Consider the following 14,309-nt stretch of genomic DNA (forward strand, 5'->3'; position numbering starts at 1 on the left):
AGAACGTAAAAAAGACGTAAAAACATGGTTTTAGCCAAGTATTTACGTCTTTTAAAGCGTGTATTAAAGGTTGTTTATTTTTGATAAACCACCCATTTCCCTGATTCTAATAAAGGGATTGCTTGTTTGTATTTTAATTCTTTTTCTTCGCCAGACATCACATTTTTGATGGTAACTTTTTCGTTACGCCCAACCTTTGGCTCTTCACGAACAATAGTTTCAACAACTTGCTGTTCTTGAGTTTGCTGATTACGAGCATTACTCATTGCTTGTTGCGAAGAGTTTTGAACCTCGTCTTTATGGGTGTCAAATTGCTGAATTTCTTGGTGTTCAGGAGCTTCTGAAACTTGGTCAACATCTTGGCTAGGTAAATGTCCTTTAAATAAGAACGATAACACTTCTTTATTAATGACATCAACAGTAGCTTGAAATAATTCAAAAGCTTCAAATTTGTAGACTAATAAAGGATCTTTTTGTTCGTAGGTAGCATTTTGAACGGTTTGTTTTAACTCATCCATTTTACGTAAATGATCCTTCCAGTTTTCATCAATAATTGATAATGTGATGTTCTTTTCAAAGTCGTTTACTAATGATTTTCCTTCCGACTCATAAGCTTGTTTTAAATCGGTAACCACCTGTACTGTTTTAGCGCCATCAGTAAAAGGAACGATAATACGTTCGTAGCGATCTCCTTCGGTTTCAAAAACATTTTTAATAACAGGAAAGGCAGTATGTGCATGTCTTTCAGTATCATTTTTATAATGAGCAGAAACAATTACGTATAACTTATCTGTTAATTCTTCTTCTGTGAATTTTTTAAATTCTTCTTCAGTAAAAGGCGAAGTCATTGCAGAGAAACGAATTAATTCAAACTCAAAATTCGTGTAATTATGACTCGCTTTATTTTGCTTTACAATTGAACTACAAGTATCATAAATCATATTTGCAATGTCAATTTGTAAACGCTGACCATCTAAGGCATGACGACGACGTTTGTAAATAAACTCACGTTGTGCGTTCATAATATCATCATACTCTAATAAACGCTTACGAATACCAAAGTTATTTTCTTCTACTTTTTTCTGTGCTCTTTCAATAGATTTTGAAATCATAGAATGTTGAATTACTTCCCCATCTTTTAATCCCATTCTGTCCATCATTTTGGCAATTCTGTCAGAACCAAATAAACGCATTAAATTGTCATCTAAAGCAACATAAAATTGTGACGAACCAACATCTCCCTGACGACCCGCACGACCACGTAACTGACGGTCAACACGACGAGAATCATGACGTTCTGTACCAACAATAGCTAAACCACCATTATCTTTTACTTCTTTCGATAATTTAATGTCGGTACCACGACCTGCCATATTTGTAGCAATTGTTACAATCCCAGGTTTTCCAGCTTCAGCAACAACATCAGCTTCACGTTTGTGTAATTTTGCATTTAATATATTATGAGGAATTTTACGCATTTGTAACATTCTTCCTAATAATTCTGATATTTCTACGGATGTTGTTCCAATAAGTACCGGACGACCTGCGTTCGATAATTTTACAACATCTTCAATAACAGCATTGTATTTTTCACGAGTAGTTTTGTAAACTAAATCATCTTTATCATCTCTTTGAATAGGTCTGTTGGTAGGGATTTCAACAACATCTAATTTATAAATTTCCCAAAATTCCCCCGATTCTGTAATTGCCGTACCTGTCATTCCAGATAATTTGCGATACATTCTAAAGTAATTCTGTAAAGTAACCGTTGCAAAGGTTTGCGTAGCATCTTCAATGTTTACGTTTTCTTTAGCTTCTAGTGCTTGGTGTAATCCGTCAGAGTAGCGACGACCGTCCATAATACGCCCCGTTTGCTCATCAACAATCATTACCTTGTTTTCCATCACTACATATTCCACATCTTTTTCAAAAACAGTATATGCTTTTAAAAGTTGATTCATCGTATGAATACGTTCGCTTTTTACGCTAAAATCACGGTATAATTCTTCTTTTTTGTTTGCTTTATCTTCAACAGAATCTTCACTTTTGTCAATTTGACCAACAATAACACTAATATCTGGTAAAACGAAAAAGGTATTATTTTGTGTTTTTTCTGATAAAAGATTAATTCCTTTATCAGTTAAATCAATTTGATTATTTTTTTCTTCAACAGTAAACCATAATTCGTTATCTACCTCAGGCATTAACTTATTATTGTCTTGCATATAAAAGTTTTCTGTTTTTTGAAGAATTTGTTTAATTCCTTCAGTAGATAAAAACTTAATTAATGCTTTGTTTTTAGGAAGACCTCTGTAAACTCTAAATAATAAGAAACCACCTTCTTTTTCATCACCAGCTTTTAATAATTTTTTAGCTTCTGCTAAAACTCCTACTAAATATTTGTTTTGTAATGAAACTAAATCGGCAACCAAAGGTTTTAATTCGTTAAACTCATGACGATCTCCTTGAGCCACAGGTCCAGAAATAATTAACGGCGTACGAGCATCATCAATTAAAACAGAATCTACTTCATCAATAATAGCGTAGTTAGGCGCTCTTTGTACTAAATCATCTTTTGATGAAGCCATGTTATCACGTAAATAATCGAAACCAAATTCGTTATTTGTTCCGTAGGTAATATCGGCATTATAAGCATTTCTACGTTCTTCTGAATTTGGCTGATGAAAATCAACACAATCTGTAGATAATCCGTGGAATTCAAAAATAGGAGCCATCCAAGCTCTATCACGTTTTGCTAAATAGTCATTTACAGTTACTACGTGTACTCCGTTACCAGTTAAGGCGTTTAAGTAAACAGGTAGAGTAGATACTAAGGTTTTCCCTTCACCAGTCATCATTTCGGCAATTTTACCTTGATGTAAAACAGAACCACCAATTAATTGTACGTCATAATGTACCATGTCCCAGGCAACTTCTTTACCAGCGGCATCCCATGAACTCGCCCAAAAAGCTTTATCTTCTTGTAAGGTAACATGTGCTCTGGTTGCTGATAATTCTCTATCAAAAGCAGATGCGGTAACTTCTACGGCATCATTTTCGGTAAAACGTTTTGCCGTTTCTTTAACTAAAGCAAAAGCTTCCGGCATAATTTCTAGTAAAACAGCTTCCGATTTTTCGTATGCTTGGTCTTTTAGCTTGTCAATTTGAGCATATATTTCTTCTTGACGGTCAATATCAGCAGTTAAAGCTTCTTTTTCTAAAGTAGCGATTGTATCTGTAAAAGATTTTGTTGCTTCTTTAATTTTTGATTTAAATTCGATAGTCTTTGTTCGCAACCCATCGTTGGATAAACTATTGAATGATTTTTCAAAGTATTGTACTTTCTCAACAATTGGTTGTAAAAGTTTTAAGTCTTTTTGTTGTTTATCACCAACAAAAATTTTAAGAATCGAATTTAAAACGCTCATTTTTAAAATATTATTAGGTAGCTGTTTAACGTTTGGTTAATAGAGCTAGTTATATGTTTATATTTAAAGTAGGTATTAGTATGTAAAAAAAAAACCTCTTAATAGAGGCTTTTTTTGGGTCGGTATTCTTAGTATTCCTCTTCGTTCCAAAGATAATCTTCTTCGGTCGGATAGTCAGGCCAAATTTCAATTATTGAGTCGTAAGAATCACCTTCGTCTTCAATATCTTGTAAGTTTTCAACCACTTCTAAAGGCGCTCCGGTACGAATAGCATAATCAATTAATTCGTCTTTCGTTGCAGGCCAAGGTGCATCTGCTAAATAAGAAGCTAGTTCAAGTGTCCAATACATTTTTTATCTGTTTAAGTAAGATTATCACAAACATAAATTTTTATTTGTAATAAGCCAAGTGTTTTTTTATAGTTTTTCAGGAGTCCATTTAACCTCCGTGATGTTTAAATTTTTATTCAATTTCCGTGCCACTACAAATAAATAGTCAGAAAGTCGGTTTAAATAACGTAAAATACTAGCATCAACCGTTTCTTCAGCGTTTAATGCTACCACAAAACGTTCTGCTCTACGACAAACACAGCGAGCTATGTGACAAAATGACACAGTTTCGTGCCCGCCAGGCAATATGAAATGAGTCATTTGTGGTAAATGGGCATTCATGGCATCAATTTCATCTTCTAAAAAAACAATAGAAGCATCTGTTATCTTATAAATATTTAAGCGCTCTTTACCATTTTTTAAGGTTTCTTTTTCAGGGGGTGTGGCAAGCATTGCGCCTAGGGTAAATAAATCACCTTGAATTTTAAGCAAGCTTTTTTTAATAGTTTGATCGGTTGTTTTATCGCCAATTAAACCGATATAAGAATTTAATTCGTCAACCGTTCCGTAGCTTTCAATACGCAAATGATGTTTAGGTACACGTGTTCCTCCAAATAAAGCTGTGCTGCCTTTGTCGCCAGTTTTAGTGTATATTTTCATAAATAGTAGTGGTTTTTATGTGGTTTGTAAACTTAATGCTTCTAAAATATAGTCAGGGCAGCGCATCGGTTTTTTTGTTTTCATATTGATAAAAGCCAAAACAGTACTTCCTGTGCAGATTAATTGCTTGTTTTGATTGGTAATTTCATACTCAAATTCAATTTTAACAGCAGGTGTTTTTTTAATACTTGTTGTAATAATTAATTCATCATCATACAGTGCCGATTTTTTAAAATTACACAATAATGAAATGACAGGCAACATAACACCGTTTTCCTCCATAAATTTATAAGTAACTCCTGAAGAACGTAATAATTCGGTGCGGCCTATTTCAAAATACTGTGCATAATTACCATAATATACAACGCCCATCTGATCTGTTTCGGCATAACGAACACGAACTGTAGTTTTATTTTTTTTCAAAGTATCTTTTGTTTTTAATTTACAGGAACGTTACGTATAAAATAATTAAGAAGCAATAGGTACTGAATTTTTTTATCCTAAATTTTATTCACATTTTTGCACCCTCGTACCAAGGCGAAATCCTCTTAGCCCTTACAAAAGAATAAAAATTAACAACTAAAATTGTTTTTAACCCAAATAAATGACTAAAACTGCTGATTCAGTTTGGAAGGAATGCTTATCTTTTATAAAAGATAACATTAAACACCAAGCATATAAAACTTGGTTTGAGCCAATTAAACCTGTTAAATTAGCTGAAGAAGCTCTTACAGTTCAAGTGCCTAGTAAATTTTTTTACGAATGGCTAGAAGAGCATTATATTAAGTTATTAAGAGTTGCTTTGGTTAAAGAATTAGGGGCCGATGCTAGGTTAATTTATGATGTACGTTTAGAAAATACCTATAGTAGTAACAGTCCTCAAATAGTTAAAATACCGAGTTCAAATCGGAAAGCGGTAAAATCGCCGAAAACTACTGTACCGACAGAGTCTAAAAGAGAGTTGAAAAATCCTTTTGTGATTCCTGGTTTACAAAAAGTTAAAATAGAGTCGCAATTAAACCCAAACTATAATTTTATCAATTATATAGAAGGTGATGCTAACAGATTAGCTCGTTCGGCGGGTATGGCAGTAGCAAATAAACCTGGAGGAACGTCGTTTAATCCGTTATTGGTTTACGGTCCTGTTGGGCTAGGAAAAACACATTTAGTACAAGCAATTGGGGTTGAGGTAAAAGATAAATATCCTGATAAAACCGTTTTATATATTTCTTCGGAAAAATTTACCCAGCAATTTATTGATTCGGTAAAATCGAACACTAGAAACGATTTTATTCATTTTTATGAAATGGTCGATGTGTTAATTATTGATGATATTCAATTTTTATCTGGTAAAACAGGTACGCAAGAAGTGTTTTTTCATATTTTTAATCATTTACATCAAAATGGAAAACAGGTAATTTTAACTTCGGATAAAGCCCCTGTAGATATGCAAGATATTGAATTGCGTTTATTGTCTCGTTTTAAATGGGGATTATCAGCCGAATTACAAGCACCTTCTTTTGAAACTCGTGTTTCGATACTTCATAATAAATTGTATCAAGATGGTGTTGAAATGCCTGAAGATGTAATTGAATATATCGCCAAAAATGTAAAGGCGAATGTTCGTGAATTAGAAGGAGTTATTATTTCGATGATTGCCCAAGCATCATTTAATAAAAGAGATTTTACTGTTAGCTTAGCAAGAGAAATTGTTGATAAATTTGTAAAAACAACCCAGCGAGAAATATCAATTGATTATATTCAAAGAGTTGTTGCTAAATATTTTGAAATGGATGTAGCTATGTTACAGTCTAAAACTCGTAAAAGACACATTGTTCAGGCGCGTCAATTAGCCATGTTTTTTGCAAAGCGTTTAACAAAGTTATCATTAGCGAGTATTGGAAGTCAAATAGGTAAAAGAGATCACGCTACGGTATTACATGCCTGTAAAACTGTTGATAATTTAACAGAAACAGATAAGAAATTTAAAAAATACGTAGAGGAATTAACCGCTAAATTAACTTTTTAATAAAGCGATTCATGTTAAAATATTTCTTCAAAATAGGCAATTTAAAAAAGACAAAATGAAAGGTAAATTATATTTAATACCAACAACATTAGGAGATACAGAGCCTTTAGAGGTAATGCCGATTTCTGTTAAAAAAGTAATAGAGCATCTTGATTTTTTTATTGTAGAAAATGAAAAATCAGCAAGAGGGTTTATTAAAAAGATTACGCCTAATAAATCACAACCTTCTTTAGAATTATTATTATTAGACAAATATTCAAATGATATTGAAACACAAAATTATTTAGATGTTTGTGAAAAAGGTATTTCTATTGGATTATTATCAGATGCGGGCGTTCCTGCGGTTGCCGATCCAGGTGCAATGATTGTAAAATTAGCGCACGAAAAAGGCATTCAGGTAGTACCTTTGGTAGGTCCTTCTTCTATTTTAATGGCAATGATGGGTTCAGGAATGAATGGGCAGAGCTTTGCTTTTAATGGGTATTTACCTATTGATAAATCAGACAGAAAACGTGCAATTAAAGAGTTAGAAAAGCTTTCTAGTGTTAAAAATCAATCACAAATTTTTATAGAAACGCCGTATCGAAATGAAAAAATGTTAGATGATTTAAGAAATGTTTTATCGGCAGATACACGTGTTTGTGTTGCCTGCGATATTACACTTCCTTCAGAATATATAAAAACCTTTACCGTTAAAGAATGGAAGCATATAAAAACAGATTTGCATAAACGCCCAACTATTTTTATTATTCATAAATAGTAAGGTGTAAATTAAGGTATAAAATTATATATAAAAAAGACAGCTATTATAGCTGTCTTTTTTAGTTGGTATATATTTTTGTAAGATGATGTTAAACAGTAGCTCTTTTATTGGCGTTAATAGTTGATACATCATAGCCTGCAAATTTTTTGATATAAGATTTAATAGAGGTTCCAAAGGCATCTTTAAATTGAAAATGACCATTTGATCGTAAATATTTTTTAACGTTACCAGCCCCACCTAAATGCGCTGCTGCTAAAATACCAGATTCGGTAATTTTAGTACCGTTTATAGTTTTTCCAACACATCGTTTAATATCTTTTCTTAAAATCCATTTATTTACTTTACAGTAAGCGATAAATGCTTTTTCTTGTAATTCAGGTGTTTTAAGAAAATTCGTAGTATTGTAAATTCGGAACCTTTTTAAGGTTGATTTTCCAAATTGGTATTTACCTAAGTAGCCAAGTTTATTTACAACTCTATATTTTCCTTGCGATTCTTTAAAAGCTACTGCTTCTTTAAAACCAACAAAGTTTTTTAGTAAAAAAGGGACGTTAATTTCTTCAATAGAAGGCACGGTCTTTTTTGGTATGTTTGTTGTTTTTTCGTTCTCAAATTTCGGGCTTGTAAAACTAGCTAGTAGAGCAAATCCTATAAATGTAAATCCTAAATACTTGATAATTAGTTATCTTTCTATTTTGCGGTGCAAAGGTACACTAATTGTTATAATACCAAAATTTATTTTTAAGAAGGTGTTTTGGTTGCTTTTTTTTAGTTATTTTGTTGGTGATTAGTTGAGGTTTAGCTCTTTTTTGATAAAATAAACCAGGTTAATTGTAGCTCTTTTTTTAGACGAGTAATCGTATGTAAACTATAATTAAAGGCTTAAAAAGGTCTTTTAAGTGCTCTATAAGTTTAATAATTACTTCTTTGAATAATATATTAGGTACATATTGTAGTGGTATTCTAGCAGTTTTTTATAAAAAAAACAGGTTGCTAAAAGCAACCTGTTTTGTATTTGTAATAAAAAATAATGTTTGTATTAAGCTTATTATAAAACTATTTTTTTATTGATAGTTCCTAATTCTGAAATTATTTTTACTAAATAAACCCCTGCCGCTACTTTTGGTAAAGTAACAGTTGCTGTATTTTTTGAAATAATATCTGTTGAAAATACTTGTTTTCCTTGTATCGAATAGATAATTACACTCGCTTTTTTAGCTTGTAAACCACTAACCGTTAGTGCTGATTTAGATGATTTGTAAACAGTTAACTCGCTAAAATTAGCAGGTGTTTGAATACTAGCATCTAATTCTTTAGAGCTTGTATGAAGGTAAAACTGCCCAACTTGGCTCGCATCAGTTGTTAAGGTTACTGTATAATTTTCTTTACTTAAATTGGTAAATGTATTGTTTTGTTTATCTTCTAAATAAATACTTACATTTTCAGGTAAATTCATTGATTCTGCTGAAAAAACGATCTTTTTTCCTGCTTTTGCCTTTAATCCGATAGGAACAATTGTGTTTTCTAAATCGTTTATAGGCAATGATTGAACCGCATAATTTTTACCGTTAGTATTACTTACTAATTGTGAGTAAAGGGCGTAATTAGTAGTAGTTCCTCCAAAAACAGAACCGTCATAACCGTTGTCAAAACCTGTGGTAACACCATTAAGGTAGTATAATTTAGTAGATTTTACCGTATTATTTTGATTTTCACGAACACTTAAATTGATTTGAGTTTTTGCTTGTCGTTGAAAAGTTGCTGATTGATGGCTTTGATTTTCCTTGCTAAAAGTTACTTGAGTATTGGCATTAGCACTTACAAAAAATCCTTGTCCTGGTGCTATTTGATAATTTGCATCAGCAGCACCTAATTTTAAATCATAGCTATTAGTGTTTTGATTCCAAAGCCATATAGTCGCTTCTGATAAAACAGTTCCTGTAGCGTTGTCTTTAAAGAAATCACCAAGTTTTACATACGAAGTATAAGGGTTTCCTATTAAATTAAAATCATTTGCACCTTTTGTAATACCATAATTAACAGCTGTTGAATTGATACTTCCTGTAAAAACTAAATTAGCAGCATTTTTTAACTTAACAGAATATCCCTGTCCAGAAGTAATATTCCCTTTGCTTGTGTTTGATAAATAATTCCAAGCTGTTCCGTTATTTTTATAAGGAGCAAGCCCAATATTAGTTCCTGTTCCTGAAGCAAAAGTATTGTTCTGATTTAATCTTTCAATAGTTTCATATTTTAAAGGCGATGCTACTAAATACCAATTATCTGTAGGTAAATTTCTCGTATAAGTAACCGTTCCTGTTAATGGTGCATTGGCAATTAAAGTTGCTCCTGAAGCAATTGTAAGCGTTTTTACTTCGGTCGCTGTTGAAATTACAGGGTATTTTGTTAATCCTGATGGAATAATTACATCGTCATAACTTGTTGGGATAGTGTTTGTATCCCAATTTGTAGCTTCTGAAAAATCGGTACTTGTAGTTCCTGCCCAAGTAATAGTTGCTGCAGCGATTCCTACATTAATTGAATAATCTTCAACTTCACCAAAATAATCATCATATCCACAAGGTTCTAATATTTTACCATCACCATATCCGTAACGAACTCGCATTCTTGTGATACCTAAAGCAGCATCCGAAGGAATGGTTATATTTCCTGTTTCAGAAATTTTTTCATAAGAAAATACGGCTTCTCCTGCATCTGTAAAATCACCATTTTGATTCCAGTCAATCCATACTTTAACAGCGTTATCTGGCCAAGCAGTGTTTGCTGCTTCAATAGTAATAGGGTATGTTTTGTTTCTTTTAACCTCGGCAGCGTAACTTGTATAATCAGAATAATTAGCAGGGTTTTGAGGAGCACTTATATTGTCTAATGTACTAAAAATAACTCTTATAATACCAGTACCAGTACTTCCTTGACTTGTATCACAATAAGTGGTACTACTTTTAGCATGAACTTTTATAAAATTATTTTTAGTTCTGGTATTATTACCACTTTTTGCACTTGTAACAGTTAAAGTAACCGGATGAGTTCCAGCAGTATCATAAACTACCGTAGGGTTTTTTTCAGTACTTGTACTCGGTGTTCCTCCAGGGAAAGACCAGGTATATGAATTGATATATCCTGTAGATTCGTTGGTAAATTGAATAGTTCCGCCAACAATTGTAGATGGTAAATCGCTTGTAAAATCAGCAATAGGAGCATCGCTTACAGTAGCATCTCTTAAAGAACCTGTAATAACAAAGGTGGCATTTGAACCTGAAATTTCTTTGTAATATCCGCCAATATAATCAAAGTTATTAACTGTTGGGCTTGATTTTAATTGGGTCATTAAATCGTTTAATTCTGTTTCAAACTGCCCTGAATTTAAACTCCCTGTTACTTTAAATCTTCTAATTGAAGTAGAAGCATCTAAGGTTACACTAACATCTTTACTTGTAATTGCTTCAAATTCTGTTTCAATATCAGCAATATTTCCTACAACAAAAAAGTCATCAACTTCCCAAGGCGTAACTACTTCCCACCAATTATTATCATCAATAACTACGTTATTTAAGTAGTTTAAGTAGTTTGCTTGTAAGGTGTAATCTGATTCTAATCGATTAATTTCAGTATCAAAACCAGCAACATCATCAGCTCTAACAAGGTTGATAAGTTTTCTAGCAGTATTGATATCATTTTTAAACCAATATGACCATAACATATTTCCGTATCTGTAAAATTTAAAACCACCAGCATAACTAGCATTTAAAACTTCATTTACCGTCATATATTCACTAGCGCCTTCGTTTTTTACATTGCTACCTTGGCTTTCTCTAATTCGAACACCGTCATTATCGGTACTACCTGCAAAATGTTCAGCCATCCCTTCTTCAAACCAAACTAAACGTTCATCTTTATAAAAATCAGTTGAACCCCAAAAACCGTTTGCAATATAACGCCCTTGTAAATAATGTACGTATTCATGTCTAAAAAGTTCTTCTAAGCTAAAAGTACTTTCTGTAAAAGTTCTTTGGTAGGTGTAAAAAGTAGCACCTCTTTCAATGTACATTCCACCGTTATTGGTCGCTAAACCGTTTAAAATTGTTTGCCAGTCATGATAATCTTTCATCGTACCATAAACAACCATATTTAAGTTTAAGTTAGGGTCACCAGTAACAGGTTCATCTGTGGCTAAAGCTCTAAAAAATTGTGTTTGTACTTGTTTCGAAGCGTAGTATAATTCTTGAACTGTTTTATAATCTAACGGAGTTCTTACTTTTAAGCGTCCATCGTCAAAGGTAAAGGTGTTCGGAAAAAGCATGTTTTCAACTTCGGCTGTTATGTCGTCCATATTTACACATAAGTTGTATTTCGCACAATTTCCTGATTCATTGATAGATTTTATTGATTTGTACCAGTTAGGCGTTAATCGATCATAACTTTGTGCAATTTCAGCAATAAAAGGCTCTGTTTGATCTTTTAAAACATCTGAACTATCAGCAGTTCTGGTCATTTCTCCAATGGCGTTATTTACCATTAAAGCTAAATCTTCATTTTCAGTTCTTAATTCTTTATCCGTAGCTAAATTTGACAATAATTGTAAAAATTCAGGATCATTATTAAGCGATGCTTCGTAGGCAACATCTACAGGTTGCATCCCTCTAAACATTAAAAAGAATATTCTGTTGTATGCAGTAATATATTTTGTTAGCATTTGTTGGTCGCTAACAACAGCTCGCCAGTTGTCTTTTTCAGTTAAATTACGGATGGCTGTTTTGATAACATCTAACACAAAATCTTTATCTCTTAAACCATCATAATCACACATTATTAAAAATTCATCTAAAACACCTAAACCGTATTCTGTGGTATCCCATAAACGAGCGTTTGTAGAAAGGTATTTAACGGCAAGTTTATAAGCGTTTTTAGCCGCTGTATTTAGTGTTACTTCTGTTTGAAAAAATTCATGATAACTTGCACAGTGTAAGTAGGTAACTAAACCAAGCATCCCACTTGATTCGCTACCATCATAAGAGGCTGACATATTATATACAGCATCGGCAACTGCTTTTATATTGGTACTAGAAAATAAAGATCCACCGTATTGTCCGTAGTCAAAAAGCGGTCTTAAATTGGTGTCGTAATCGGTGGTTTCTTTTAGTTTAGCAACTAAGTTTGCGCCGCTATAAGATGCCCAACCAGCAAATGTATCAGGAGAATTTGCTCTAGACATTTTATTTGAGCTACTAGTATGTTTGCTATGATCTTTATGATTATATCCTTTAGTACAGGCGACTGTTTCTTTTACTTTTGATGTAGGAAGTGCAGGTGCTGCCTGTTGGCTAAACCCGTAAGAATAGCACAATACTAGTAGGGCTAAAAATTTTTTTTGAAGATTTTTTTTAGAAGAAATCATAAATTGAAAGGTATTTTAAAGAGTATTGATAAAATGTATTTTAATTTGATGTAAATTTAGTTTTAATATAATATTAACATTAGTACAATATTAGCTATATGTAATATTAAATTGTGTTTTTGTTGTAAAAATGCAATAAAAACAGCTTATTTTGATTGATTATTAATTAAATAGTGTTTAGTTTTAAGATTTTAATATTTTTTTTAAATAAAACACCCTGAAATGCTTTAAGTCATTTCAGGGTGTTTTGGGTATATGTAATTTTTATTTAATGTTTTGCTAACGTATAATTTGCGTTTGCAATTTTTTAGAAAAAAGATGAAGGTTCAAGATCTAGTACTTTACAAATATTTAAAAAGCGATATAAATCAAGTTTAGTTTTTCCTGTTTCTAGCTTGTAATACGCATTTTGACTCAGCCCAATTTTTTCTCCAAAATCCCATTGAGATAAGCCTGTTTTTAAGCGTTCTTTTTTTAATTTATTTAAAATTAAACTCATTTTAGTTTCTATTGAGTTTTTCATGTTTTTTTATTTTAATTCAAAGTAAAGGTATTATTATTATTATTATAAAAATAGCTTTTCCGATTAAGGGTTAACCCTATTTTTAAATAGGGTTAACCCTTAATCGGAAAAGGAGTTAGATTATTTAGTTATAATGATTCTAATTAAATAGCTTTGTGGCACATTGCAATGTAGTGTGCAATCTTATGGTTGACTATAAATAATTCATAAGCTTTAAATTATGAAAAAAGTATTGTTAACAGCACTATTTTTAGGTGCTTTTGTATCAGCGAATGCTGTAGAATTAGATGGAAGAGAAAATTGTCATTCGTACGCTTGTGGTATGGTTGAATCTTACGAAAGTAATAATGGAGGAGAATTATCTTTAGAGGATGCAGATGCTATTTATGATATGGCATATGAAAGTTGTTAAAAAATAATTTATTAACTCACTAGTGTAAAGCTAGTGGGTTTTAATACTTAATAAAGTAATTATGAGAATACTATTTATTTTAATTATACTTCCTTTTTTTTGTTTTTCTCAATCAGGGATTATAAAATATAAGGTAATACCAGACCTTAAAAACAGTGAGAAATTAGATATATATAGAAAGGAAATAAAATTAATGTCTTTTACCTTAAAATATGAAAAGGAACATTCTTATTTTTATATGAATAAACACATTCCTCTAAATAAGTTATATGCTAATATTGCATCAGTTTTAATAAAAGGACACAGACCTTGGTTTCAGAATAATAAAAACAAAGAGGTTGTTTATAAAGAAGAGATAAAGAATAAAACTTATGCCGTAATACATGATGAAAAGTTTTCTAATTGGGAGTTATTAGGGGATACGAAAATTATTGAAGGATATACTTGCTATAAAGCTGTAAGAAAAGAATTAGAATATGGAAATAAAAAAACAAATATTATTACAGCTTGGTACACGCCAGAAATCCCTGTTTCATACGGCCCTGCGGGTAATGGTGGTTTACCAGGGTTAATATTACAATTGTATAGAGTCAGGAAAGGGACATATACAGTAGATAAAATAATTCTGAATCCTAAACAAATAAAAGTTCCTCTTCCTGAAAATTCAAAGAAAATAGATGTTGCAACATTGATTAAATTGAAGCGTCAAGCAAGAAAAGTTACTATTGATTAGTTAAAATACTACAAAA

Annotated in this window: 11 protein-coding genes; 4 read left to right on the forward strand and 7 right to left on the reverse strand. The window is 31.8% G+C overall.

Going from position 1 to position 14,309, the window contains the following annotated elements; translation table 11 throughout:
• Positions 1 to 74: 74 nt before the first annotated feature.
• The 4 genes from secA to DPIF8902391_RS04935 form a co-directional block, all read right to left on the reverse strand.
• Positions 75 to 3,428, reverse strand: a complete 3,354-nt coding sequence (secA, locus tag DPIF8902391_RS04920) for a preprotein translocase subunit SecA (protein WP_172505195.1) — start codon at positions 3,426 to 3,428, stop codon at positions 75 to 77.
• 128 nt (positions 3,429 to 3,556) lie between these two features.
• Complete coding sequence (locus DPIF8902391_RS04925) at positions 3,557 to 3,778, reverse strand: DUF2795 domain-containing protein (RefSeq protein WP_058885346.1); 222 nt, start codon at positions 3,776 to 3,778, stop codon at positions 3,557 to 3,559.
• Positions 3,779 to 3,844: 66 nt separating this feature from the next.
• The gene (locus tag DPIF8902391_RS04930; protein WP_058885345.1) at positions 3,845 to 4,417 is read right to left on the reverse strand and encodes a cob(I)yrinic acid a,c-diamide adenosyltransferase; all 573 of its coding nucleotides are present in this window, start codon (positions 4,415 to 4,417) and stop codon (positions 3,845 to 3,847) included.
• Between the two features lie 15 nt (positions 4,418 to 4,432).
• On the reverse strand, positions 4,433 to 4,840 hold the full coding sequence (locus tag DPIF8902391_RS04935) for an acyl-CoA thioesterase (RefSeq protein ID WP_058885344.1): 408 nt from the start codon (positions 4,838 to 4,840) through the stop codon (positions 4,433 to 4,435).
• A 181-nt stretch (positions 4,841 to 5,021) separates the two neighbouring features.
• Between DPIF8902391_RS04935 and dnaA the strand changes: the two genes are divergently transcribed.
• Together dnaA and DPIF8902391_RS04945 are read left to right on the forward strand one after the other, a co-directional pair.
• Entirely contained in the window at positions 5,022 to 6,446 is a 1,425-nt protein-coding gene (gene dnaA, locus DPIF8902391_RS04940) for a chromosomal replication initiator protein DnaA (protein ID WP_058885343.1), read from the forward strand.
• 55 nt (positions 6,447 to 6,501) lie between these two features.
• Positions 6,502 to 7,206, forward strand: a complete 705-nt coding sequence (locus DPIF8902391_RS04945) for an SAM-dependent methyltransferase (RefSeq protein ID WP_101914493.1) — start codon at positions 6,502 to 6,504, stop codon at positions 7,204 to 7,206.
• A gap of 91 nt (positions 7,207 to 7,297) precedes the next feature.
• On the opposite strand, the gene DPIF8902391_RS04950 is transcribed toward DPIF8902391_RS04945, so the two are convergent.
• The 3 genes from DPIF8902391_RS04950 to DPIF8902391_RS04960 all read right to left on the reverse strand — a co-directional run bounded on the left by DPIF8902391_RS04950 (position 7,298) and on the right by DPIF8902391_RS04960 (position 13,148).
• A complete protein-coding gene (locus tag DPIF8902391_RS04950; RefSeq protein WP_369801091.1) occupies positions 7,298 to 7,783 on the reverse strand; it encodes a lysozyme family protein in 486 nt (161 codons plus the stop codon).
• A gap of 474 nt (positions 7,784 to 8,257) precedes the next feature.
• Positions 8,258 to 12,625, reverse strand: coding sequence for a collagenase (locus tag DPIF8902391_RS04955; RefSeq protein ID WP_172505196.1), 4,368 nt, complete (start codon positions 12,623 to 12,625; stop codon positions 8,258 to 8,260).
• A 307-nt stretch (positions 12,626 to 12,932) separates the two neighbouring features.
• Entirely contained in the window at positions 12,933 to 13,148 is a 216-nt protein-coding gene (locus DPIF8902391_RS04960) for a helix-turn-helix transcriptional regulator (protein ID WP_058885338.1), read from the reverse strand.
• A gap of 220 nt (positions 13,149 to 13,368) precedes the next feature.
• Here DPIF8902391_RS04960 and DPIF8902391_RS04965 point away from each other — a divergent pair, with 220 nt between their 5' ends.
• The gene (locus tag DPIF8902391_RS04965; protein ID WP_101956071.1) at positions 13,369 to 13,560 is read left to right on the forward strand and encodes a hypothetical protein; all 192 of its coding nucleotides are present in this window, start codon (positions 13,369 to 13,371) and stop codon (positions 13,558 to 13,560) included.
• Positions 13,561 to 13,621: 61 nt separating this feature from the next.
• Positions 13,622 to 14,293, forward strand: coding sequence for a GLPGLI family protein (locus DPIF8902391_RS04970; protein ID WP_172505197.1), 672 nt, complete (start codon positions 13,622 to 13,624; stop codon positions 14,291 to 14,293).
• Positions 14,294 to 14,309 lie beyond the last annotated feature (16 nt).

Source organism: Tenacibaculum finnmarkense genomovar ulcerans (genome assembly GCF_900239495.1).
GTDB lineage: Bacteria > Bacteroidota > Bacteroidia > Flavobacteriales > Flavobacteriaceae > Polaribacter > Polaribacter ulcerans.